This window comes from Mucilaginibacter gotjawali (assembly GCF_002355435.1).
Taxonomy (GTDB): domain Bacteria; phylum Bacteroidota; class Bacteroidia; order Sphingobacteriales; family Sphingobacteriaceae; genus Mucilaginibacter; species Mucilaginibacter gotjawali.
The window spans coordinates 1,322,359-1,345,631 of the sequence record NZ_AP017313.1; the positions used below are offsets into that span (position 1 = coordinate 1,322,359).

The following is a 23,273-nucleotide window of genomic DNA, read 5'->3' on the forward strand; positions in this document are numbered from 1 at the left end:
ATGGTAAAAAAAATCACAGCTGCATTTTTTCTCGTTTTTTGTTTAACTGCAGGTCTTTTTGCGCAAAATATTATCCAAAGCAGGCCCTATCCGCAAAGGTTTTTCCGTTACCCGCTTGACCTGCCCCCGGTAACGGCCGGCTCATTCGGCGAATTAAGGCCGAACCATTTTCATTCAGGGCTTGATTTTAAAACCAATCAAACTACGGGTTTCCCGGTACACGCCGCGGCTGATGGATATGTATCCCGTTTAAGGGTGGAAGTTGCCGGCTTCGGTAACGCTATATACATTACCCACCCTAATGGCTACACCACCGTTTACGGGCATATTGAACGCTTTGGCCCCGAAATGGAAAAACAAGTGCGGGCAATGCAATACCAGCAGCAAAGTTTTGAGGTTGATTTTAAACTGCAGCCCTTGCAGATCCAGGTTTGCCAGGGTGATGTGATCGCATTATCAGGCAATGCCGGGGCCTCGGAAGGGCCGCACCTGCATTTCGAGATCAGGGATACCAAAACAGAAGAGACGATTAACCCTCAGTTATTTGGCTTGACCATAGCTGACAGGGTGCCGCCTACTATTTATGGCATCAGCATATACCACCTGGACGGCAGCCCCTTCAGTGAGAAAACACCGCGCCAGTTTTTCCCGGTAACCGGTGGCAGCGGCAGCTACAGGTTAGCTAAACCTGTCGTGATCAATGTGGGCGGTGCAACAGGGTTTGGTATTACCACCAACGATGTTACCAGCGCTTCACCAAATCATAACGGCATTTATTCCGCAGTGTTAAATGTTGACGGCAAAACGGTGTATACTTTTGCCGTAGAACGCTTTGCCTTTGACCAAACCCGTGCCATTAATGCCTATATTGATTACCCGGAATTTTTAAAAACCCATCGCTGGGTTCAAAAGTGCTTTATCTTGCCGGGTAGTAAAATATCACTCTACCCGCAATCGGTAAACAGGGGCGTAATTAATTTTAATGATGACGCGGTACACCATGTACAGTATATTATTAAAGATGTTGCGGGCAATACCTCCACTTTAAACGTGGATGTAAAATCAAGCAGCGCACAGCTAACCGCCGCAATTAACCCGCCGGGCATCCGGTTTCATTATGATAAACCCAATGAATACAGCAACGATAAGCTAAAAGTGATGATAGCGCCCGGTATTTTATATGATGACCTGGATTTTACCTATGCAACCTTGCCAAAAAGGGCGGGCGCCTATTCCATCATCCATGTTATCCATAATAAATTTACCCCGCTGCACGATAGCTACGACCTTTGGATAAAACCTGATAGTACCATCGGGAAATATGCTAATAAAGCGGTAATTGTAAACACCGGCGGTGCTTGCGAAAACAGCACCTGCGAAGATGGGTATGTAAAGGCAAAAGCCCGTACCTTTGGCGAATATTTTATAAAGGTTGATACCGAGCCCCCGTTTATCATCCCCATTAATATAAAAAAGGGCCTGACGAAGAAACTTAACAAGGGTATATATTTAAAAATTGGTGACCGGTTATCGGGTATTAAAACCTATATTGGTAAAGTTGACGGTAAATGGGTGTTAATGGAATGGGATTATAAAACCCATATATTACGCTATACTTTTACCGGGGATGTTACACCCGGCAAACATAGTTTTGATTTAACGGTTATTGATAATAAGGATAATACTTCGCACTTTACTGCTGATTTTTATAAATAACATATGACAACATTAAAAGAAGGCGACAAAGCCCCTGAATTTACAGCAAAGGACCAAAATGGCAATACAGTTTCACTGGCGGATTATAGCGGCAAAAATGTGATCCTATATTTTTACCCGAAAGATGATACCCCCGGTTGTACTGCCGAGGCCTGCAGTTTCAGGGATAATTACCAATCTATGCTTGGCAAAGGGTTTGAAGTAATCGGCGTGAGCACGGATGATGAAAAATCGCACAAAAAATTCGTCAACAAATACAGCCTGCCGTTTACACTGATTGCCGATGCTGATAAAAGCATAGTTGAAGCCTATGGCGTTTGGGTTGAAAAAAATATGTATGGCCGTAAATACATGGGCACTGCCCGCACAACTTTTATTATTGGCGGGGACGGGAACATTAAAAAAGTAATTGATAAAGTGGATACCAAAAACGCTTCACAGCAGGTTACCGACCTTTTGCTGTAAAGCTTGTATTAAAAATTTATATTTGCATTTAATAAATACAAAAGAGATCAGAAAAATATGCCAATAGAGGTTGATGACGCGGAGATATTAAGCAAGTTCCAGGACGAAAAAACCCGGAATTCAGCATTTAACATGCTGCTTAAAAAATATCAGCAAAAAATATACTGGCATATACGCCGAATGGTTATTGACCATGATGATGCCGATGACCTGACACAGGACGTGTTTATTAAGGTTTGGAAAAACCTTGCCGGGTTTAGAAACGATGCCCAGCTATACACCTGGATGTACCGGATTGCCACCAATGAATGCATTACTTTTTTGAATAAGAAAAAACAAAAGAATAATGTGTCCATAGATGATGTAGCTTATGAGCTGGCAGATACTTTGGCAGATTCAACCTATTTTAACGGCGACGCGGCGCAAAGGAAACTGCAGGAAGCTTTATTGACCCTGCCCGAAAAGCAAAGGCTGGTATTTAATATGAAATACTATGATGATTTAAAGTACGAGGAGATCTCGCAGATAGTAGGCACAAGTGTTGGCGCCCTGAAGGCTTCGTTTCATTTGGCGGTAAAAAAAATTGAAGCACATTTATTATCGAAAGATTAATTTACAACATGTTAAACCTTTTGGCATTTGTTCTATCTATACCAGTTAAGAGATGAAAAGTGATATGGAAAACAAAGATTGGCTGAACAATTATATGTCACTTAAACAGATTAACCCCGTTAATCCGTTTACAGTGCCTGCCGGTTATTTTGATGACCTGGAGGCTCGTGTTTTGTCGCGTAAAAACTTAGAAGAACTAAAAAACAATGCCCCCGAAGGTGGTTTCACAGTACCCGGAAACTATTTTGAAGAACTAACCGGTAATATCCAAAGCAGGATAGCAATTGATGCTGCCCTGGATGAGGAGATGGGTTTTAACGTGCCTGAAGGCTATTTTGATGATTTAGCAAATAACATACAAAGCCGGATAGCATTAGAAGAAGCGATAGGCAAAGATGAGGCGGGTTTAACAATACCTGCGGGGTATTTTGATGAGTTAACCGGCAACATACAAAGCCGGATTGCGATTGAGGAAGTACTTTCAAATGCAGATACCGGATTAACAGTTCCTGAAGGTTATTTTAATGAGCTAACCCACAATATACAAAGCCGGATAGCGATTGAAGAAGCGATTGGTAAGGAAGATGCCGGCTATGGCGTTCCTGAAGGTTATTTTGATGTGCTAACCAGCAACATACAAAGCCGGATTGCCATCGAGGAAGCTGCTGGAGAAACATCGGCACAATTTGCTGTTCCTGAAGGTTATTTTGAAAAATTAAACCAAAACATTTTAAATAAAACCGTTAACCAGGAAACTGTTAAACGCAGGGGAGTGGTGCGGAAAATGTTCCAGTCAACTGCCTTTAAATATGCTACCGCGGCTTGTTTTGCCGTAGCAATAGGCGGCGGAATACTTTTAACCGAAATTTCGAATCCTGCTGGTGATCATAAAAGCTCGTTTTTGCACAAACAATTATCAAGTGTGCCGATAGATGACATTAAAAGCTATTTGCAGGTGAATGTTGACCCCGGTGATACCCAGCAAACAGTTACCACAGAAGGGTCACAAGTTAATGACGCCGACCTGAAAAAAGCCTTACAAAATTATGTGGATAGTGTTCAATAATATACTGAAATGATAAAGTTGGTTAAACATGTCTTAGGTATATTATTTATACTGGCCTTTAGCTTTGATTGCTTTAGCCAGCAGCCTGTACCTGTTCCGTTGCGGCGTTACAGGCCTGTTTACGTAAATCCGAGGCAGCCCGGCGCCAGAATAGGGCCGGTTGCAACGCCGGGCAGAAGGCTTGAAAGTGTTAAAGAGTCTTATATCGGCAGGCAGCTTAATTTAACCCGCCCGCAGGCAAGGGCTTTTTGGCCCTTGTATCGCCAGTACGTTCAGGATATGACCGCTGTTCGAATAATGCGGAGGCAAAACAACTCGCCTAATGCGCCGAATGGATCTGTTCAATTACAAAAAGACCTGGAATACGAAACAGAACTGGTAAATATAAGGAAACATTACCTTGATGAATTTTTAAGGATCCTTCCCCCTGAAAAGATCAGCCAGCTTTATAAAGCCGAGAAAGAGTTTAACGACGAAATGGTTCGCCAGTTAAGCGAGCGCAGTATAAGGGCAGGAAATTAGTTTTTGAGTCCGAAAGTCAGTAAAGTCCGAAAGTCCGAAAGATGCATTGTGTAATTACCCGTTACCTTGCCCGATTTACGGGCTTTTGCCAATAAATAATTAGACGATAATTTCTTTCGGACTTTCCGGACTTTCGGACTTCCCGACTTTTCAATACTTTTGCACATGCCCACCCTCCGACAGTTATTTTTAGCCAATAACGCCCAAACAACAGATTTTCCGCTTTTGCTTGAATTTGAGCGTGCCGAAGGTGTTTATATGTTCGATAAACAGGGGAAGGCGTTTATCGACCTGATTTCGGGTATCGGCGTAAGTAATCTGGGTCATAGCCATCCTTATGTGATCAATGCGATAAAGGAGCAACTGGACAAATACATGCATCTGATGGTGTATGGCGAGTACGTGCAAACCCCGCAGGTACGTTATGCCGAAAAACTGATCTCCGTATTACCCGCTAATTTGCAATCGGTTTATTTTACAAATTCAGGTTCGGAGGCAGTTGAAGGGGCGTTAAAACTAGCCAAAAGGTTTACGGGCAGGCAGCAGATCATCGCTTTTCATCATTCTTACCATGGCAGCACCCATGGTGCATTAAGCGTAATGGGTAACGAGGAATTTAAGCAGGCCTACCGGCCCTTATTGCCCGGAGTGAATTTTATCCGGTTTAATGAGATAGCTGACCTGGACCAGATCAATAACGAAACCGCATGCGTAATTATTGAAACGGTGCAGGGCGAAGCGGGCATACAGGTGCCCGATACAGCTTACCTGCAGGCTTTGCGCAAACGTTGTGATAAAACGGGAACACTTTTAATTTTAGATGAGATCCAGGCCGCCTTTGGCCGTACCGGCAAACTATTCGCGTTTGAGCATTTTGGTGTAGTGCCGGATATACTTTTACTTGCCAAGGCAATGGGCGGGGGGATGCCCCTGGGCGCTTTCATCGCGCCGCATCACATCATGTCGGCCCTAAAAGAAAAGCCGATACTGGGCCATATTACCACGTTTGGTGGCCACCCGGTATGCTGCTCGGCAGGCCTTGCCGCACTGGAGGTGCTGATCGATAAAAATTTGATCGCCACCGTTGCCGAAAAAGAAGCGCTGTTCAAAAAGCTGCTGGTTCATCCTCAAATAAAAGGCATCCGCGGAAAAGGGCTGATGCTGGCGGTTGAATTTGAAAGTTTTGATCTTAATAAAAAAATAATCGACCATTGTATTGCAAACGGCGTAATAACCGATTGGTTTTTACATTGCAGCAATGCCATGCGGATTGCGCCACCGCTTATTATTACCGCGGCACAAATTGAGGAAGCGTGCAGGGTTATTCTGGACGCTATGGACCAGTGCAGTTAATATCCTGTTTTTAGGATACTTTTTATAATGCCGCTCCCGCCGGCAGATGAATTCCCGGGTTTTTCTTCCGGTAATTTTACTTCTAATTAAATTGGTATGATTAATGTTTACTATACGTAGCGCAGCAAAATAACGCTTTTTGACCTTGTTACTGCCTTTATTTGCCGATAACTGGATATTTTTCGGGTCAGGTAATTAAACAATAAATTAAGAGTGCTTATAATACAACTATCTATATCATATGAAAATAGCATATATATCAACCTATCCTCCCCGCGAATGCGGGATAGCTACGTTTAACAACAATTTAATGCGTGCTGTAAACGCAAACTTCCCCGGGAGAGAAGCTTTACATAATGGCGGTTTTGTGGTGGCTTTAAACGATTCGGAGAATATGCAGGAATACGATTACCCTGCGGAAGTTAAATATGTCATCAGGCAAAATCACCAGAAAGATTATATCCGCGCGGCAAATTATATCAATACCAGTGATGCCGACACTTGTATCCTGGAGCATGAGTTTGGCATTTATGGCGGCGAAAGCGGCATTTACATTTTGCCCTTACTCAACCGCCTGGAGAAGCCGCTGATCTCCATTTTACACACGGTATTAAAAGATCCGAGTTATGTGCAGCGGATTATCATCAGGGAAATAGCCGAGCAATCGTCAAAAATAATTGTTATGAGCAATCGTGCGGTTGAATTTTTAACCAGTATTTATGATATCCCGGCCGAAAAAATTCAGATCATTGAACACGGTGTGCCGGATGTGGAAGCCAGCGCAGATAATCCTGTAAAAAATTTAAGCCAGTTTAAAAACCACCGCGTTTTGCTGACGTTTGGCCTTATAAGCCGTAATAAGGGATTGGAAACGGTGATAAGGGCATTGCCTAAAATTGTGGCCAACCATCCCGACGTTATGTATGTTGTGCTGGGCAACACCCATCCGGGCGTAATTAAAAATTCAGGCGAAGAGTACCGCGACCATTTAAAAACGCTTGCCGCCCAGCTTGGCGTATCCAAACACCTCAGTTTTATCAATAAATTTGTATCAGAGGAAGAATTGGTAAATTATTTAACTGCTGCCGAAGTATATGTAACCCCGTACCTTAACGAGGCGCAAATTACCAGCGGCACGTTGTCATATGCCGTAGGGGCGGGGGCCGCAGTAGTTTCAACACCGTACTGGCATGCTACCGAATTATTGGCTGACAACAGGGGGCGTTTGTTTGATTTTAAAAACGCAGAAGCATTAGGGGAGATTGTGAACGAACTGCTTGACCAGGAGCGGTTATTGAACGAACTTAAAAAAAATGCGTACGCCTACGGGCTGCATTTACGCTGGCCGGTAATAGGCGCCGAATTTATAAGGGTAGCCCAGGAGGCCTGCGTTAATCACGATTTCAGGGATAAAATTTTGAAAAACAGTATTGTTGATCCTGAAATTATGCCGAAATTCAGTTTAACGCATGTGCTGCGCTTAACAGATGATACCGGTATTGTTCAGCATGCCAAATATGGAATCCCTAATTTAAAGGAAGGGTATTGCCTTGATGATAATTCCCGGGCGTTGATTATGGCCCTGATGGCCTATCAGCGTAACAAAAGCAAGGAAGCGTTTGAGCTTTTGCCTATTTATTTAAGTTTTATCCACTACATGCAAACGGATGGTGGAAACTTCCGTAACTTTTTGAGTTTTAACCGCCAATACCTTGATGAGGTGGGTTCTGAAGATTCCTTCGGGCGTACCATATGGGCATTAGGTTATTTAATAGGTTGCGCAGCCAGTAATTCCTACCGGGAGTTTGCAATGGAGCTTTTCCTGCGGTCATTTCCGCACTTTAAGGCATTAACGCATTTAAGGGGGATGGCAAATACCATTATCGGCATCAGTTTATATCTTCAGGTTACACCCGGGGATGAGGGAATGATAAATGAACTTAACAGGTTAACCCAGCCCTTGCTGGATGCTTACGAAAATAACCAATCGGAAGAATGGCAGTGGTTTGAAGAAAAAATGACCTATGACAATGGTATACTGCCATTGGCGCTTTTGCACTCGTGTGAAATAACCGGGAATGAAAAAGCCAAAGAAGTTGCCTTAAAAACAATGGCTTTTTTAGATAAATTAACGCTGTCAAACGGGTATTTAAGCCCTGTTGGTAACGATGGCTGGTACTATCGTGGCGGCACCTTCCCTACGTTTGACCAGCAGGCTATTGAAACCATGGCGATGGTGATGATGCATTTTCAGGCGTATAAAATATTCCGCACACCAAAATATATTGAAAAAATGTTTTTGAGTTATAAATGGTTCCTGGGCGAAAATACGCTGCGGGCGCCTTTATACGATCACGAAACAAAAGGTTGCTGCGATGGGTTATTACCTACCGGTATCAACCGCAACCAGGGCGCCGAAAGTACCCTGGCTTACCTGGTGTCGCATTTAACCGTATTAAAAGCATTTGAGCTGGAATATGAATACAACAAAACCGGTAAGTTATTTGAAACCTGTTAAATGAAAGTAGCTGTATTAGCGCCCGTTGCCTGGCGCACACCGCCCAGGCATTACGGGCCCTGGGAGCAGGTAGCATCAAATATTACCGAGGGGCTGGTAAAACTGGGTATTGATGTTACCCTTTTTGCTACTGGCGACTCGGTAACTGCCGGCAAGCTTTACAGCGTTTGTGATACAGGTTATGAGGAGGACCGTACACAGGACGCTAAAGTTTTGGAGTGTATGCACATTAGCAACCTGGTTGAAAGGGCCGGGGATTTTGACATCATCCACAACAACTTTGATTTTTTACCGCTTACCTATTCTGCACTCGTTAAAACGCCGTTCATTACTACTATACATGGCTTTTCATCACCCAGGATCATCCCGGTGTATAAAAAATACAACCCGGTGGGGCACTATGTTTCCATCAGTAATGCCGACAGAAGCCCGGAGCTGCAGTACCTGGCCACAGTATATAACGGGTTAAATATTAAGCATTTTGAGTTTAATAACGAACCGAAAGATTACCTGTTATATTTTGGCAGGATACATCCTGATAAAGGCACAGCCGAAGCCATCGCAATTGCTAAAAAAAGCAAACGAAGACTTCTTATTGCCGGCCTGGTACAGGATGATGCCTACTTTAGAGAGCGGATAGAGCCGGAGCTGAGCCCGGCAATTGTATATATGGGCAACGCCGGATCGAACCAACGAAATGAGCTTTTAAAAAATGCTTTTGCTTTGCTCCATCCTATCAATTTTGATGAGCCGTTTGGTATGAGCGTTGCTGAAGCGATGCTTTGCGGTACGCCGGTGATCGCTTTTAACCGGGGTTCGATGCCCGAATTGATCCGGCATGAAAAAACAGGATTTCTGGTGAATAATATTGAAGAAGCGGTTGAAGCAGTTGAAAACCTTAAGTATATTCAACGTAAAGCTTGCCAAACCTGGGCGTCCACCATGTTTTCAGCTGAAAAAATGGTGGACGGTTATTTAAAGCTTTATAAAAAGATTTTAGCTAAATAGTTGGCAGGTACAATCTTTGTGTTTTCAATTAAATATTTTACACTTTGCCTTGCATCAAAACCAGCAGATGCTGAGGCGGTAAGCGTAAAGCAGCTTGCGGCTAAAGAATTTGGCTTACCCTAATCTTTGTCTGAAATCAATTTGCTGATCAGATCGGCCAGGTCAACCTCTGCAAAAGCAGTTGATGAATCAGAAACACCGTAGGGAATGATCAGTTTTCCATTATGAATAATGGAGCCGCAGGAATAGAGTACATTGGGTACATAACCTTCGCGTTCGTCGCTGTTGGGTACCAGCAGCGGCTCCTTTAAACGGCCAATTTCAACAGCCGGGTCGTCAAGTTTTAACAAGCTCGCCCCAAGCACATACCTGCGCATCGGGCCAACACCGTGGGTAATTACTATCCATCCATGTTCGGTTTCAATGGGCGAACCGCAATTACCTATTTGTATAAATTCCCAGGTATATTTTGGCTCCTGCAAAAGGATCGGCGTTTCCCAAACATTGATATTATCAGAATACATGATAAAATTATTGCAGCCATCGATGCGGGAGATCATAGCATATTTGCCGTTTATTTTACGGGGAAACAGGGCCAGGTTTTTATTTTGCGCTCCATCCCCATATAAAGGCTTCATTTTAAAGGTAATAAAATCAGTAGTCTGTAATAATTTCGGCATTATCAGCGATCCATCGTATGCCGTATAGGTGGCATAATAAATGATGCTGCCATCCTCGTTCCTGAAACTTACAAAACGTGCGTCTTCAATTCCTTTACGTTCAAATTCGGAAATCGGGAATATAACCCTGTCGGAAATATCGGTATCTAACGAAAAAACAATTTCGTAGTAGGAATCTGCCAGCCATAATATCTTATCATATTCAAATTTCTTTATATCGCTTCCCAGCAATTTTTGCGAATCAATGATGATCCGCCGAAGGCTTGAATATTCAAAATGCTGGTCCAGTTTCGACTCCAGTTCTTTCAATATAGAAACGTTTGTTTGTGTGATGGCCGCCTTATCAAAAAATAATTTTTTATTATAAATCTCATTCCTGATAATTTCAGCCTCATCAATATAATTGCCTGCCGGCAGTACCGTAATCTCATTGTTCTGGTCAATTAAGGCGCGCCTGAAGGTTATGGATGAGATATGGCCCTCGCCAACAGCTCTGAAACTGATGATCACCCTCTTATGTCCTTCCTGTAATTCTGTCTGGTCGGGGTCTTCAACTATCGAAGGATTAAAAAAGGCAGCAGATTCAACCGAATATTCATGGGTAAAATAGGAGCCCACCAGCAGTCTCCGGTAATCAGTTAGTTTTTTATAATCTATTTTGAGTTCCTTGAAAAGGGGCTTCAATTTACTGCAATTGCGGTCTAAAACGCGGGTTATATTCCGGTGCCGCTTTGAATATTCCTGTAATAATGGCGAGACGATGCCAAATACGGTATCGTCATCCAGGGTCATTACTCTTTTAATCAGTTCCCTGGAACGTTCGTTTCCGATAAAAAAAAATCTTGCGATAACCCGTTTCGGATCAGGGTTTATTCTTATTGGTTTACGCTCAACAAAAAGTCTCATATTTTTTATACTTATATAGTTAACGGAAACTTTCCGGAAATGATTGCGGTAATTTAATTTTAGTTGATCAGGTTAGATTAGGTTGATTAAGTGAGTGGTTATATTTCAAGTTTTAACAACTTAATCAACTCAATCTAACCTAATCAACCATTCACAACCTCACACCATCTTATTTCTTTTGATCAGGTATTCTTTTAAAACGTGTTGGTAGCCGTCTTCAATAAAGGCGTCAATAATATCTATATGGTATTGAGCGCATTTCAGCTCCAGTTCGTGGTGGTATTTTTGCAGTGCCGACTGGTAGGATTCTCTTATTTTACCGGGGTGTACTTTTACCTGCTCGCCGCTTTCGATATCAATGAAATGGTGCGGCCGGTTATCGAAGTTAAAATCATGCTCTTTTTGCTTATCGCACACATTAAAAATAATCACTTCGTGTTTACTGTATTTTAAGTGCTGTATCGCAGCAAATAGTGCCTGCAATTTTTCGGGATTGAGGCTATTTTCGAGCATATCGCTGAAAATAATCACCATTGAACGCTGGTGAATCTGCCCGGCAACCTGGTGCAGCACTTTGGTAATATTGGTAGCGGTATTTACTTTAGGTTGGTTGTACGCTTTTTCAAGTTCGGCATACAGGTAAAACAAGTGTGTATTGGTTGATTTTACCTGGCTGATCCCATCCAGTTTATCTGAAAATGTGCATAACCCAAAAGCGTCGCGCTGTTTTTTAAACAGGTACATCAGTGATGCAATGGCGTAAATGGAAAATTGAAGTTTATTGATCCCTTTTTCCGGAAAATTCATGGACGAAGAAGTGTCCAGCAGCAAATAACAGCGGAGATTGGTTTCCTCTTCAAACTGTTTAACAAAAAGTTTATCAGTACGGGCGAGTAGTTTCCAGTCGATATTTTTTACCGATTCGCCGCTGTTATACAAACGGTGTTCAGCAAACTCAACAGAAAAACCATGAAACGGACTTTGGTGCAGTCCGGTAATAAAACCCTCAACAACCTGGCGTGCAAGCAGCTCAAGGTTGGCCAATTGCCGTATTTCCTGATCTTCCTTTAATTGCATATTACTTTTTTTGATTGCATCGATTACGTCAGGGTTTTCATTAAATAACGTGAGTTCGAGATAAAAGAACGTTTGCTCCGCCACGTGGCGGACTACCGCTTTGTAGCACGACGTTCAAACGTTATTTTTGCCGCGTCAGCGGCTACCCAATTCGCGAAGGGTAGCCACTAACGTGGCAATTATCCCTGGTATTTGGTTTCTCCAAAGCGGTAGCCCGCCCATTGGCGGGGCAATGTCATTAAGTTAAACGGGCAATGGCGCTCATAAACGCGCTCCGTTGACTCACCCGGACGTTGCTACGCCTGCCGGCAGGCAGGCTAGTCCGCCCTCTCTTTCGCTACGCGATAAAGAGGGCAAAAAAAAACTCTCTTAACTTAATGACATTGCCCTATGGGGCATACTACAATCTTATTTCGAACTTACGTTAAATAATGTTTCTGATCGCAATATAAACGAAAACACCGATGTTATTTATATTTTAACATCGGTGTTTTTGTTTATTTGTTTTGTAATGACTTTACCTAATCGGTGAAATCATCCACCAATCGGTGAAATCCTTACAATTGTGCGGTCAATTTTCCTGCAAGAACAGATTTTGGAACTGCGCCGATTTGTTTGTCAACAATTTCGCCATTTTTAAAGAATAAAAGTGCTGGTATATTACGGATACCAAATTTCATTGATATACCAGGGTTGTTATCTACATTAACTTTTCCTACAACCGCCTTGCCTTCATATTCTTTTGCAATTTCTTCTACAACCGGTCCAACCATTCTACATGGTCCGCACCATTCTGCCCAAAAATCAACAAGAACGGGTTTATCAGATTTAAGGACGAGTTCGTCAAAGTTTGCATCAGTTATTTCTAAAGCCATGATTTTAATTTTTTAATTTTTAGTGTTACAAATATATACTATTCAAATAGCTTGCCGCAATTGTTCACCTGACAATATGACAATTAAATTATCCCCATTCTGCCGTTATTAACACTGTGATACTCTGTTGACAATGTGAGCCATATTTTTTGTGGATAATCATTTTGGGATAAGCTGGTTAAGGGTTACCTTTTTGGATTATCGGGATTAAATGTTACAATAAAAAACATGTTAAGATTTCTGTTTTTTGGTTTAATCCCATTGATGTTAATATTTGCTGCGCCGGTATTTCAACTGATTTTATCTATCAAAGCGCTTAAAGGCAAGACTAAACTTAACTTGCTTTGGGTGAGTTTTATTGCCTTGATCCTGGGAGTTTTGCTGCCCGTTGGTGCAACTTTCATATCGATTTACGGATTGCCGCCAGGAACGAAATGCGCAACTGGCAGTGTAGGCCTTGTTCTGGGGGGGTGGATGATTACGGCGATGACAGTACCGATTATCGGAATTGTGATGTCTGCATTGTATCACTTTAAACATAAATCGGGCTTAAGCTGACAGACGAAATCCAAATTTCTCACCTCTCGCCTCTCACATCTCACATCTATCCCTTACTTTTACGCCATGAGTATCCTTGTTGAATCATTAACAAAAGTTTACGGTACACAAAAGGCTGTAGATGATATTAGTTTTAGCGCAAATCAAGGCGTTTTGGGTTTTTTGGGACCGAACGGGGCAGGCAAATCAACCACCATGAAAATCATCACCACCTTTATCCCGCAAACCGCAGGTAAGGTATCGGTTTGTGGTTATGATGTTAATCTGCAGCAGCAGGAGGTAAAACGCAATATTGGTTACCTGCCCGAAAGTAACCCGCTTTACCTGGATATGTATGTAAAAGAATCGATGGCTTTTATTGCTTCCGTTCACCGGATGAAGTCGCCGGGGAAGCGGATAGATGAAATTATTGAACAAACAGGGCTCGGCCCGGAGCAGCATAAAAAGATCGGCCAGCTGTCAAAAGGTTACCGGCAGCGGGTAGGGCTCGCGCAGGCCATGATCCATGATCCGCAGGTGCTGATCATGGATGAGCCTACTTCGGGCCTCGACCCAAACCAGTTAATAGGCATCCGTCAACTCATCCTCGATCTGGGTAAAACAAAAACAGTGATCCTGTCAACCCATATCATGCAGGAGGTGGAAGCCGTTTGCGATCATGTAATCATCATCAATAAAGGTAAAATTGTGGCTGACGATACCTTAAGCGGCTTAAGGGATAAGAACCAGGGCAAAACATTGGAGAATATTTTTATCGGGTTGACGAATGGGTTGGTTAGGTTATAGTGAGTTGTAAAGGTTGCAATGAGTTGTAATAGTTTTAAAGGGAATGTAAATCTATGTGATCACAATTCGTGACCACATATGAAAAAAATATAAGATGCGGTCACAAATTGTGACTGCATCCTGAATAGGCCGAAATGATTTTTTATTTTACACAATTAATACGATTAGCTGATAGCATGTTATCACAATTTGTGATGACATATTTTAATGCGGATCTATGATCACAATTTGTGATGATAGCACGAGATGTCTCTAAATTACCTTTAATCGTTATCAATAAATGCAATAATATTTAATTATGTTTGGTGGGTTTAAACCTTATTTAGGATGAATAAATTTTTACTTTTTATAGTTTTTTTATCGGGAATTACATTCGGTACATCGGCACAAACAAAACCGTCAACACAATTAAGCATTGGCGGGGAGTTTGGCTTTCCGGTGGGCCAGGCGGCCTCGGTTTATGGTTCGGTTGTTGGCGCATCGGTTAAACTTGAATTGCCGGTTTCGCAGGCGCCATTTTATTTTACAGTAACGGCAGGTATAACAGATTACCTGGTAAAACTCACTTACGCAGGTAGTTTAAACCCGGCAACGTATGTGCCTGTTGAAGCGGGCGGTAAATACTACTTTAGTAAAATAAGTTATGTTGAGGGCGATCTGGGCTGGTCATCAAACATCAACAACAACTACACAGCTGCAAAGGGCGCTTTTATTTTTGCGCCGGTAATTGGTTTTTCTGCACCGGTATATAAAAAGAAAACCAAAATTGATATCGGTTTAAGATATGAAGGCAGGGTTGAAAAGGGTGGTACTGTTGGACAGATCGCCGGAAGGCTGGCTTATCGTTTTGGCCTTTAAATTATTTATCGTTCTATTGATAGCAGTTTCATAGTTTTGCCAAACAATAAAAGTCGGCGTTTGCGTTTTGCTTGAGATTTTATCATTGTACATTTACGAATTAGCATTTTACCACCTGTGTTCTCCATCCTCAAAAAAGAAATCACTTCCTACCTCAGCTCACTGGTAGCCTATGTCACCATTGGTGTATTTTTATTGGTTTTAGGATTGTTTTTATGGGTATTCCCGGCGTCCAGTATCCTGGATTACGGTTATGCCGGTTTGGATAGCCTTTTCAGCACGGCGCCTTACCTTTTTATGTTCCTGATCCCGGCCATTACCATGCGCTCGCTTGCCGAAGAACGCAGGGAAGGCACTTTTGAACTGCTTTTAACCCGCCCCTTAACCGACTGGCAGATAGTTTTAGGTAAGTATTTTGCCAGCCTTACTATCGTGCTTTTTGCACTTTTACCTACCCTGGTTTATTATTATTCTGTTTATACGTTGGGTTCGCCGCAGGGAAACATCGATACCGGCGGGGTGATAGGCTCTTACATCGGCCTGTTTTTACTGGGCGCCGGGTTTTGTGCCATTGGCATGTTTGCATCCGCTATCAGCAAAAACCAGGTGATTGCTTTCACCGTGGCGGTATTCCTTTGCTTCTTTTTTTACAGCGGGTTCGATTCGCTTAGCCAGCTTTTATCGCTGCAAGGCCTTAATCTCGAGAATTTAGGGATCACAACCCATTACGACTCGGTGAGCCGGGGGGTATTGGATACCCGCGACCTGTGTTATTTTATTGTTTTAGCGGGTATTTTTATTTGTTTGACTTTAATGATGCTGCTTTTACAAAGACAAAAAAGCATGCGCAACCCTGTACTGATAAAGACTTTTGGTTTTCTGCTGTTGATAAGCGTTTTGTCTTCAGCAACTTTTACGCGCTTTGATTTTACCAAAGAAAAACGTTTTACGGTTTCAAAAATAAGCCGGGGGATTATGGATAGCCTGAAGGCGCCAGTTAGGGTGATTGTTTATTTGCAGGGCGATAACTTCCCCCGAATATGAAAAGGCTGCAGCGCGCCACCCGCGATCTGCTGAGCGACCTGCAGGCCTACAGTAACCGCAAGCTGGAGTTTTACTTTGTTGACCCTATAGCGGCCATTAAAAAAATGCCTGAAAACCTGCAGAAGGCCGAATATGATTCATTACAGGTTAGGGGTATTGTGGGACAGCCCTACAGCACCAAAACTGATAACGGCGTAACGCAGATGCTCATTTTCCCGGAAGCCCTGATACAGTTTGAGGGTAAAGATATCGCGGTGAATTTATTACAGTCGCGCATTGGGTTGCCGGAAGAGGAGGTTTATAATAACTCTATCCAAAACCTGGAATATGCTTTTTCATCAGCTATTAAAAAAATAACCGGCGGGGGCCGGCCCATTATCGCTTTTACCGAAGGCGACCATGAACTGAACGACCTGCAAATGGAGGACGCCATGAAATCATTGTCAGATGGTTTCAATATCGGGCGTATCAACCTTAAAACGGTACCCTTCAGTATGCTGATGAAAGTAAGGTTATTGGTGATCCCGAAACCTGATACGGCATTTACAGAACTTGAAAAATATAAGATCGACCAATATATTATGCGCGGCGGCAAGGTATTTTGGGCCATTGACCAGGTAAATGCCGAGCTGGACACCATGCGCGTGCATGGCGGCGACCAGATGTCGTTCGCCAAGCAGCTTAACCTCGACGACCAGTTGTTTACCTATGGCATCCGGATTAATTATGACCTGATTGCCGACCTTAACTGTGCGCAAATACCTATTGTTACCGGCAATACAGGCGGCCAGCCGCAAATACAAATGATACCCTGGTTGTATTACCCGATATTTATGCCGCTATCCAAAAATCCAATTGTAAAAAACCTCGACGGGATAAAAGGCGAGTTTGTAAGCTCCATTGATACCATTGCTGTAAAAAATGTCAGGAAGACCATCTTACTGGCTTCTTCTCCTTACAATAAAAAATTAGGGGCGCCGCATATCATCTCGCTGCAGGCCATTGAGCAGGAGCCAAACCCTAAAGAGTTCCAGAACCCCGAGAAGACGGTTGCTGTATTGCTTGAAGGGAAGTTTAAATCGGATTTTCTCGATCGCCCGGTACCTGAAGGGCTGAAGGAACCCATTGAGCGCCTTTACGAAAGCAAGCAAACCAAAATGCTGGTGATAAGCGATGGCGATATGCTGAAAAATGATATCGACAAGGACGGTACCCCGCAATCCCTTGGATACGACCATTATATGCGTCAAAACTTTGGCAATAAAAACCTGTTGCTAAACATTGCCGATTATATGACGGATGATTCAGGACTGATAGGCTTGCGGACGAAAGAAGTGCAGATCCGTCTGCTTAGCCGCGCCCGTATCCGCAGCGAAAAGATCTACTGGCAGGTATTGAATAATATTGTGCCGTTGGCTTTATTGTTAACATTTGCTATTTTTCAACATTATATCCGCAAGCGAAAGTATGCTCATTAAATTTTATACTTTTGATTGATTAATTCTAACTATATGAGATTTATTGTTTCTACCTCAACATTACTCAAGCAACTGCAGTCTGTAAGCGGCGCATTGAGCAATAGCACGGTATTGCCTATACTGGAGAACTTTTTGTTCGAGATAAAAGATGGAAACTTAACCATTTCGGCTACTGACCTGCAAACCAGCATGACCACTTCCTTAACAGTGGAAGCCAAGGAAAACGGCCGCATTGCTATCCCGTCGAAAATTTTGTTAGAGACGCTGAAATCATTGCCTGAGCAACCCATCGCTTTCTCGGTTGATGACAAAACTTTTGCAATTGAAATAAATGCCGGCGACGGTAAATATAAACTGAGCGGCGAAAACGGCGAAGATTTCCCGAAAATACCGGTGGTTGAAAATGCTTCATCGGTTAATTTGCCCGCATCGGTTTTAGCTGAAGCTATCAATAAAACCATTTTTGCGGTAAGTAATGATGAATTGCGCCCGGCCATGACAGGCGTTTACTGCCAGCTATCAACCCAGTACCTTACTTTTGTGGCTACTGATGCTCACAAGCTGGTACGTTACCGCCGCAAAGATGCCAAGGCAGCAAGTACTACCTCGTTCATCCTGCCAAAAAAGGCATTAACTTTATTAAAATCATCGTTACCATCTGATGATGTAAATGTATCGGTAGAGTATAACAGCACCAGCGCGTTTTTTAAATTTGGGAATATTAACCTGGTTTGCCGCCTGATTGATGAACGCTACCCGGATTATGAAGCGGTGATCCCGTTAAATAACCCGAATAAACTAAGCATTGACCGACTGTCGTTCCTGGGGTCATTAAGCCGCGTGGCTATTTATGCCAACAAAACTACCCACCAGGTAAGGCTGAAAATAAACGGAAGCGAACTGAATATCTCCTCGGAAGATATTGATTTTGCCAACGAGGCGCATGAGCGTTTAACCTGCCAGTACGAAGGCGAGGATATGGAAATAGGATTTAACGCCCGTTTTTTAATTGAAATGCTGAAGAACCTGAGCTGCGAAGAAGTGTCGCTGGAAATGTCGACCCCTAACCGTGCGGGCTTATTGTTACCGCAGGGTGGCGATGAAAACGAAGATGTACTGATGCTGGTAATGCCGGTTATGCTGAACAGCTACGCGTGATAATTAGTGAATAGTTGAATTAGTGAGTGGTGAGCAGTAAATAGCTTGAACGAACCACTGACCTGATGACATAATGACCCAATGACATAATAATGAAGGTCCGGTACAACGCCGGACTTTTTTATTCATCGTTATAACAAAACGTATTATAAGCAGTTATAATAAACGTATATGATCAAACGCCTTTATATAGTCTATTTTTTTGCTGCATTGTTAGCCTTTGAATCATGCAAGAACAACGATTCGGTTATTAAAACGGTGCTATATGCAGGTGTGAACGTAGTAAATGCATCGGCAGATACGCTGAACTTTTATTTAAACGGTACCCGCCAGAACAACACTTCGAGTTTGTATCCGGGAAGCCAGAGTTATTATTTACCTGTACCCCAGGGAGCCGAAAATTTTCAGTTTAAAAAGGCCGGAACGTTTAATGTATTATTTAGTGTGCCGTTGACATTGAAAGACAGCACAAACTATTCGATATACCTGGCCGGCGAAACTGCTGATAATTCATTCAGCACTGTTGATGTTCTTTACCCGGATACAACACCAAACAAAACCCAGATCAGGTTTGTCAACGCATCGCCGGATGCCGGAAACCTTGATGCATATGTTGGTGATACGCTGAATTATAAAACAAGCGCATATAAAACAAGTTCAGCATTTTTTGTTACCGGCAGCGGGATAAAAAACGTAAAGGTATATCAAACAGGTTCTGCAACACCACTTATTGATACGCCTATTACGTTTCAGCCCAAGTATATTTACTCTTTGGTTTCAAGGGGCAAGTTAACAGGGACAGGTAGCGCCAAATTTAGCATAGGCATAGTTATAAATTATAATGGACAATGAGTTCGATAACCAATAGCAACAAAAATGGTATTACAATAACACTGGTTATTTTTGCCTGTGTTGCATTTTTAGTATTTGTGATCTCCTCCTGTGGTAAATCCGGCAATGCAAGCCCGAAGGGGCTAAATATCCAGTATGAGATTTTAAATTTAAGCCCGGATATGATGCCTGTTAGTTTGTTTATTGATAATAAGCAGGTAAATTCAGCGCCCTATATTTTTGGCGTGCGCCAGGGGTATTTTTATGTGCCCTCAACGGATGTGCCGTACCAGATCCGGTCCGTTCAGTATTCAGGAACTACCTATCTTACGCGAACAGATTCATTGAAAGCTGGGGCAAAATATTCTTTGTTTATAGTTGGTTCGCGGGGAGACGGGTCAGACACCACCATATTCACTGTCGATACATCGGGTACGCCCACACCCGGCCGCGGTAAGATCAGGTTTGTTGACGCCTCGCCATCGGGGACCGGTGGCCTGGATGTTTTAGCCAATGACACTCCTTTGTTTTCTGGGGTCGCTTATCAAAAGATTAGTAAATACATCGAACTGCCCGTGGGTAATTACGACCTGAAGATCCAGCCAACCGGCACCACCACGGTTATAAAGGAACTTACCCCGGTTACCATACAGGACGGGCGCTTATATACTTTATACGCCTATGGGTACACTTCCCGGGCAGATACGGCAGCATTTAATGCGGCCACGATAGTTAATAAGTAATTGTTTGAGTTGATTGGCTGAGTGGTTGTTTTTTTTGGGGGCATCGAAAGAATAGCTTTACTGATACTGTTAAACGGTAGAACTATTAACTGATTAAAATTTATATTTTTGGCAAAAAATAAATAGCCTTGGAAATTTTAAAGAGCCTCATCGACTTTATCGTACATATTGACAAACACTTGTCGGCAATTATCAGCCAGTATCATGCGCTTACTTACCTCATATTATTCGCCATTATTTTTGCTGAAACAGGCTTTGTAGTTACCCCATTTTTGCCCGGCGACTCGCTGCTGTTTGCCGCAGGCGCTTTAATAGCCGGAGGTGGTACAGGCTTAAATATTTTTATGCTGACCATTATATTGATAGCGGCGGCCTTTACGGGTAATACCATCAATTATTTGCTGGGCGGATATTTTGGACATAAGGTGTTTAAGCCCGATAACAAGATATTAAAGCTGGAATATTACAATCAAACGCATGCTTTTTTTGAAAAACATGGGGCGCTTGCAGTGATCTTCAGCCGTTTTATGCCGATCATCCGTACCATTGCGCCATTTGTTGCAGGGGTTAGCCAAATGCCGTTCCTGAAGTACAGTTTATACAATATCGTCGGCGGGGCATCTTGGATCATTGTTTTCCTTTTTTCTGGCTATTTCTTAGGTAATGTGCCATTCTTTAAAGCGCATTTTTCTATGGTAGGCATCGTGATCATCTTACTATCCATTATCCCACCCATTTACGCAGCTATAAAAAGCAGGATGACTAAGAAGCAGGTTCAGTAGCCGGGCCAAATTTTTTCCTGGCCTTTTTGCCGCGATAGCTATACCAAAACCAGTAAGCAAACCCTATCAAACTATAAAAAAATCCCGAAAATCCGGCATATTCAACAGGCAAAAGCCAGGCTAAAAGCATGGCAGATACGCCTATTAAGGTAAGAATTAAATAAAGATAAGTTACGGTTTGGGTTTCAAACACCTCAACTGGTTTTAGCTTTAAAACTTCTGAATGTTTTTTAGCTGTAGCATACATTAAAAAGAAAAGCAAATTAATAGCGGTGTACCCTGCGCCATAAATTAACATTAAAGCAGGCGTTTGCGGGGTGCTGATCATTTCGTGAGTGTGACCGTTAACGGTATAAGCATTGTCAAAAAACAGCAGGCCGAACAAAAACTTTAGCGGATAGGCATAAACCAGCACTACAAATAATAACATGCCGTTAAGAGCCACTGTTAAGCCATCATTTAAACCATAGCGCCTGAAGAAAATATTTTGCTGGTTCCAGATCTGAAACAGCGCGGCGAAACAGGCAGCGAAACTAACGGTGCCTTTCATGGTTTCAAAAAGTTCGGTAAATGTTTTGGGCACTTCCAGTGAAACGATAATGAGCGTAACCGCAAAGGCAAAAACGGCATCGCTGAATGTTTCAAGCCGCGAGGGCTCATGGCTTCGCCACTCTATCCGGTTTTTCTTATTATACAGGACTGCTGCTTTTTTTCTCATATCAATGAGTTAAAGCTAATGATTTTCCGGCTTTGAACCAAGTTTCTTCCTTTGCGACCTTCTTATTATCGGCATCGCTGAGCGGTTGTTTGATGAGTTTATCCAGGTCGGGCTGCCCGGCATCCACCCATGCAGAAAACCAATAACTGCCAACAGCCAGAATAGCCGACCGCATCCGGCGTTCTACCATCCGGTTCAGTATTTTTTGATAGGCTTTTGAATAAGCAACGGAATAATCCCTTACCTGTTTGTTGCCGCGCTTTACTGTAACGTATTTTTTTGATGAAGGGAATGTTCTGTTCAGGATCCGCTCAAAGCGCAAAACAGAGTCGGCTTCATTATAGGACGCCCGGCATATTTTAAAAGCTTCCTTCAGTGGCTCGTTAATATACCTGGCTTTGCCAATATAAATGTGATAATGGTCGCCAAAGAGCTCCGGCAGCCGGCTTTCCCACAGCGCATGGATGCCCGTTTGGCGGGTTAACTGCCCGTTATAGTTTTGGGTAAGGTGCAGCGGAACATGTGCATCAGCAATATAATGGCCAAGGTTTGCCGAGGTATTTAAAATGGCAGTGGTATCATGTGCCTTAAAGGCTTTTACCAGCCGGTAATAGTTGTTTTGAATGACCCAGGGTACCGTGCCATATTTGAGCAAAGTATCTGCGGTATATTTTATTGCCGCGTCATCCCAGTTCTGCGGGATCTTTGCAAAAGGGTTTTTACCGTAGTGGTCGGCATTCAGGTAGTGGCGTGGTGCTTCGGTTGAATCAACATAACGCCTTTTATCAGCGCTGACGGCATGCTGGGTAACGTAATCAATATTCGCTTTGTAAAATCCTTCCATCGCCGCAGGCAGCGTAAAAACAGCCAACCTGTTGATACGGTAATGGGCATAAAAACCCCAGGAGGAACAAATGGTAATTAATATTAAGGCGATGGTTAGCCTCAGGAAGGGTTTCATATTTCAAATATAGATGTTGAAAGGTTTTAAAGTTGAAAAGTTGTAATGTTGAACCTATAAGTTTTATCGCTAAAAACATTCCAACCTTCAAACATTTCAACCTTACAACAATAACAAAAAAAGTATTTGATTTTTAAAATAATCATCCTATATTTGCAGTCCTTAAAAATAAAAGAAAAAGAATAACAAAGCTATACAATGGCAAATCATAAATCATCATTAAAAAGGATCCGCTCTAACGCTGCGAAGCGCTTACGCAACAGGTACCAGGCTAAAACCACCAGGAACGCCATTAAAAAATTAAGAGGAACTACCAGCAAGGCTGATGCGGCACCTCTTTTAACAAAAGTAATTTCGATGCTTGACCGTTTGGCCAAAAAGAATGTTATTCATAAAAACAAAGCATCGAATAACAAATCAAAGCTTACTAAATTTGTAAACGCCTTAAAATAAGGTTGACAAAATATTAAAAAAGCCTGTTTCCTGACCAAGGAGACGGGCTTTTTATTTTTTTTAAAAAACCAAAACAAAATCGCACCGCTTTTTCGTATAAAGTGC

The 23,273-nt window shown here is 42.6% G+C and carries 23 protein-coding genes; 18 read left to right on the top strand and 5 right to left on the bottom strand.

Features of this window, described 5'->3' with window-relative positions; all coding sequences use genetic code 11:
• From MgSA37_RS06065 to MgSA37_RS06100, 8 genes are all read left to right on the top strand, one after another.
• Nucleotides 1–1,716: a M23 family metallopeptidase gene (locus MgSA37_RS06065; RefSeq protein ID WP_096350399.1), complete on the top strand. Its 1,716-nt coding sequence runs from the start codon at nucleotides 1–3 to the stop codon at nucleotides 1,714–1,716.
• A 3-nt stretch (nucleotides 1,717–1,719) separates the two neighbouring features.
• Nucleotides 1,720–2,181, top strand: coding sequence for a thioredoxin-dependent thiol peroxidase (gene bcp / locus MgSA37_RS06070; RefSeq protein ID WP_096350401.1), 462 nt, complete (start codon nucleotides 1,720–1,722; stop codon nucleotides 2,179–2,181).
• A 57-nt stretch (nucleotides 2,182–2,238) separates the two neighbouring features.
• Nucleotides 2,239–2,793: an RNA polymerase sigma factor gene (locus MgSA37_RS06075; RefSeq protein ID WP_096350403.1), complete on the top strand. Its 555-nt coding sequence runs from the start codon at nucleotides 2,239–2,241 to the stop codon at nucleotides 2,791–2,793.
• 64 nt (nucleotides 2,794–2,857) lie between these two features.
• A complete protein-coding gene (locus tag MgSA37_RS06080; protein WP_157750468.1) occupies nucleotides 2,858–3,859 on the top strand; it encodes a hypothetical protein in 1,002 nt (333 codons plus the stop codon).
• 9 nt (nucleotides 3,860–3,868) lie between these two features.
• Nucleotides 3,869–4,381, top strand: a complete 513-nt coding sequence (locus MgSA37_RS06085; protein ID WP_096350407.1) for a hypothetical protein — start codon at nucleotides 3,869–3,871, stop codon at nucleotides 4,379–4,381.
• Between the two features lie 165 nt (nucleotides 4,382–4,546).
• On the top strand, nucleotides 4,547–5,734 hold the full coding sequence (locus MgSA37_RS06090; protein ID WP_096350409.1) for an aspartate aminotransferase family protein: 1,188 nt from the start codon (nucleotides 4,547–4,549) through the stop codon (nucleotides 5,732–5,734).
• Between the two features lie 241 nt (nucleotides 5,735–5,975).
• Nucleotides 5,976–8,252, top strand: coding sequence for a glycosyltransferase family 4 protein (locus MgSA37_RS06095; RefSeq protein WP_096350411.1), 2,277 nt, complete (start codon nucleotides 5,976–5,978; stop codon nucleotides 8,250–8,252).
• Nucleotides 8,253–9,260, top strand: coding sequence for a glycosyltransferase family 4 protein (locus tag MgSA37_RS06100; RefSeq protein WP_096350413.1), 1,008 nt, complete (start codon nucleotides 8,253–8,255; stop codon nucleotides 9,258–9,260).
• Nucleotides 9,261–9,379: 119 nt separating this feature from the next.
• On the opposite strand, the gene MgSA37_RS06105 is transcribed toward MgSA37_RS06100, so the two are convergent.
• The 3 genes from MgSA37_RS06105 to trxA all read right to left on the bottom strand — a co-directional run bounded on the left by MgSA37_RS06105 (nucleotide 9,380) and on the right by trxA (nucleotide 12,798).
• Nucleotides 9,380–10,846 carry a glycoside hydrolase family 130 protein gene (locus MgSA37_RS06105; protein WP_096350416.1) on the bottom strand — a complete coding sequence of 489 codons (1,467 nt, stop codon included), beginning with the start codon at nucleotides 10,844–10,846 and terminating at the stop codon, nucleotides 9,380–9,382.
• A gap of 159 nt (nucleotides 10,847–11,005) precedes the next feature.
• Nucleotides 11,006–11,923 (bottom strand): DUF58 domain-containing protein, encoded by a 918-nt coding sequence (locus MgSA37_RS06110; protein ID WP_096357302.1) that lies wholly within the window; start codon nucleotides 11,921–11,923, stop codon nucleotides 11,006–11,008.
• 557 nt (nucleotides 11,924–12,480) lie between these two features.
• Entirely contained in the window at nucleotides 12,481–12,798 is a 318-nt protein-coding gene (trxA, locus tag MgSA37_RS06115) for a thioredoxin (protein WP_096350418.1), read from the bottom strand.
• A gap of 228 nt (nucleotides 12,799–13,026) precedes the next feature.
• On the opposite strand from trxA, the gene MgSA37_RS06120 reads away from it, so the two are divergent.
• The 9 genes from MgSA37_RS06120 to MgSA37_RS06160 all read left to right on the top strand — a co-directional run bounded on the left by MgSA37_RS06120 (nucleotide 13,027) and on the right by MgSA37_RS06160 (nucleotide 21,036).
• Complete coding sequence (locus MgSA37_RS06120; protein ID WP_096350419.1) at nucleotides 13,027–13,356, top strand: hypothetical protein; 330 nt, start codon at nucleotides 13,027–13,029, stop codon at nucleotides 13,354–13,356.
• A 66-nt stretch (nucleotides 13,357–13,422) separates the two neighbouring features.
• On the top strand, nucleotides 13,423–14,142 hold the full coding sequence (locus MgSA37_RS06125) for an ATP-binding cassette domain-containing protein (protein ID WP_096350421.1): 720 nt from the start codon (nucleotides 13,423–13,425) through the stop codon (nucleotides 14,140–14,142).
• Nucleotides 14,143–14,469: 327 nt separating this feature from the next.
• Nucleotides 14,470–15,000, top strand: a complete 531-nt coding sequence (locus MgSA37_RS06130) for a hypothetical protein (protein ID WP_096350423.1) — start codon at nucleotides 14,470–14,472, stop codon at nucleotides 14,998–15,000.
• A gap of 117 nt (nucleotides 15,001–15,117) precedes the next feature.
• The gene (gldF, locus tag MgSA37_RS06135) at nucleotides 15,118–16,044 is read left to right on the top strand and encodes a gliding motility-associated ABC transporter permease subunit GldF (RefSeq protein ID WP_096350425.1); all 927 of its coding nucleotides are present in this window, start codon (nucleotides 15,118–15,120) and stop codon (nucleotides 16,042–16,044) included.
• Entirely contained in the window at nucleotides 16,041–17,522 is a 1,482-nt protein-coding gene (gene gldG / locus MgSA37_RS06140) for a gliding motility-associated ABC transporter substrate-binding protein GldG (RefSeq protein ID WP_096350427.1), read from the top strand. Before gldF ends, gldG begins: the two co-directional genes overlap by 4 nt.
• A 33-nt stretch (nucleotides 17,523–17,555) precedes the next feature.
• The gene (gene dnaN / locus MgSA37_RS06145; protein ID WP_096350429.1) at nucleotides 17,556–18,680 is read left to right on the top strand and encodes a DNA polymerase III subunit beta; all 1,125 of its coding nucleotides are present in this window, start codon (nucleotides 17,556–17,558) and stop codon (nucleotides 18,678–18,680) included.
• A gap of 171 nt (nucleotides 18,681–18,851) precedes the next feature.
• Nucleotides 18,852–19,532: a DUF4397 domain-containing protein gene (locus MgSA37_RS06150; RefSeq protein ID WP_096350431.1), complete on the top strand. Its 681-nt coding sequence runs from the start codon at nucleotides 18,852–18,854 to the stop codon at nucleotides 19,530–19,532.
• Entirely contained in the window at nucleotides 19,529–20,254 is a 726-nt protein-coding gene (locus tag MgSA37_RS06155) for a DUF4397 domain-containing protein (protein WP_096350433.1), read from the top strand. The genes MgSA37_RS06150 and MgSA37_RS06155 overlap by 4 nt, the downstream gene beginning before the upstream one ends.
• A gap of 128 nt (nucleotides 20,255–20,382) precedes the next feature.
• Nucleotides 20,383–21,036: a VTT domain-containing protein gene (locus MgSA37_RS06160; RefSeq protein ID WP_096350434.1), complete on the top strand. Its 654-nt coding sequence runs from the start codon at nucleotides 20,383–20,385 to the stop codon at nucleotides 21,034–21,036.
• Here the strand turns inward: MgSA37_RS06160 and MgSA37_RS06165 are convergent.
• Entirely contained in the window at nucleotides 21,017–21,754 is a 738-nt protein-coding gene (locus MgSA37_RS06165) for a TMEM175 family protein (RefSeq protein WP_096350436.1), read from the bottom strand. The genes MgSA37_RS06160 and MgSA37_RS06165 overlap by 20 nt on opposite strands.
• A gap of 1 nt (nucleotide 21,755) precedes the next feature.
• Nucleotides 21,756–22,715, bottom strand: a complete 960-nt coding sequence (locus tag MgSA37_RS06170) for a zinc dependent phospholipase C family protein (RefSeq protein ID WP_096350439.1) — start codon at nucleotides 22,713–22,715, stop codon at nucleotides 21,756–21,758.
• 198 nt (nucleotides 22,716–22,913) lie between these two features.
• On the opposite strand from MgSA37_RS06170, the gene rpsT reads away from it, so the two are divergent.
• Nucleotides 22,914–23,168, top strand: a complete 255-nt coding sequence (gene rpsT, locus MgSA37_RS06175) for a 30S ribosomal protein S20 (RefSeq protein ID WP_096350441.1) — start codon at nucleotides 22,914–22,916, stop codon at nucleotides 23,166–23,168.
• The last annotated feature ends 105 nt before the right edge of the window (nucleotides 23,169–23,273 follow it).

Excerpts from the sequence above, each read along its gene's own strand:
- MgSA37_RS06075 (WP_096350403.1), top strand. The coding sequence starts at position 2,239 with ATGCCAATAGAGGTTGATGACGCGGAGATATTAAGCAAGTTCCAGGAC.
- gldG (WP_096350427.1), top strand. The coding sequence starts at position 16,041 with ATGAAAAGGCTGCAGCGCGCCACCCGCGATCTGCTGAGCGACCTGCAG.
- MgSA37_RS06100 (WP_096350413.1), top strand. The coding sequence starts at position 8,253 with ATGAAAGTAGCTGTATTAGCGCCCGTTGCCTGGCGCACACCGCCCAGG.
- MgSA37_RS06130 (WP_096350423.1), top strand. The coding sequence starts at position 14,470 with ATGAATAAATTTTTACTTTTTATAGTTTTTTTATCGGGAATTACATTC.
- bcp (WP_096350401.1), top strand. The coding sequence starts at position 1,720 with ATGACAACATTAAAAGAAGGCGACAAAGCCCCTGAATTTACAGCAAAG.
- MgSA37_RS06110 (WP_096357302.1), bottom strand. The coding sequence starts at position 11,923 with ATGCAATTAAAGGAAGATCAGGAAATACGGCAATTGGCCAACCTTGAG.
- dnaN (WP_096350429.1), top strand. The coding sequence starts at position 17,556 with ATGAGATTTATTGTTTCTACCTCAACATTACTCAAGCAACTGCAGTCT.
- MgSA37_RS06150 (WP_096350431.1), top strand. The coding sequence starts at position 18,852 with ATGATCAAACGCCTTTATATAGTCTATTTTTTTGCTGCATTGTTAGCC.
- MgSA37_RS06085 (WP_096350407.1), top strand. The coding sequence starts at position 3,869 with ATGATAAAGTTGGTTAAACATGTCTTAGGTATATTATTTATACTGGCC.
- MgSA37_RS06165 (WP_096350436.1), bottom strand. The coding sequence starts at position 21,754 with ATGAGAAAAAAAGCAGCAGTCCTGTATAATAAGAAAAACCGGATAGAG.
- MgSA37_RS06155 (WP_096350433.1), top strand. The coding sequence starts at position 19,529 with ATGAGTTCGATAACCAATAGCAACAAAAATGGTATTACAATAACACTG.
- trxA (WP_096350418.1), bottom strand. The coding sequence starts at position 12,798 with ATGGCTTTAGAAATAACTGATGCAAACTTTGACGAACTCGTCCTTAAA.
- MgSA37_RS06170 (WP_096350439.1), bottom strand. The coding sequence starts at position 22,715 with ATGAAACCCTTCCTGAGGCTAACCATCGCCTTAATATTAATTACCATT.
- MgSA37_RS06080 (WP_157750468.1), top strand. The coding sequence starts at position 2,858 with ATGGAAAACAAAGATTGGCTGAACAATTATATGTCACTTAAACAGATT.
- MgSA37_RS06120 (WP_096350419.1), top strand. The coding sequence starts at position 13,027 with ATGTTAAGATTTCTGTTTTTTGGTTTAATCCCATTGATGTTAATATTT.
- MgSA37_RS06065 (WP_096350399.1), top strand. The coding sequence starts at position 1 with ATGGTAAAAAAAATCACAGCTGCATTTTTTCTCGTTTTTTGTTTAACT.
- MgSA37_RS06125 (WP_096350421.1), top strand. The coding sequence starts at position 13,423 with ATGAGTATCCTTGTTGAATCATTAACAAAAGTTTACGGTACACAAAAG.
- MgSA37_RS06105 (WP_096350416.1), bottom strand. The coding sequence starts at position 10,846 with ATGAGACTTTTTGTTGAGCGTAAACCAATAAGAATAAACCCTGATCCG.
- MgSA37_RS06090 (WP_096350409.1), top strand. The coding sequence starts at position 4,547 with ATGCCCACCCTCCGACAGTTATTTTTAGCCAATAACGCCCAAACAACA.
- MgSA37_RS06095 (WP_096350411.1), top strand. The coding sequence starts at position 5,976 with ATGAAAATAGCATATATATCAACCTATCCTCCCCGCGAATGCGGGATA.
- rpsT (WP_096350441.1), top strand. The coding sequence starts at position 22,914 with ATGGCAAATCATAAATCATCATTAAAAAGGATCCGCTCTAACGCTGCG.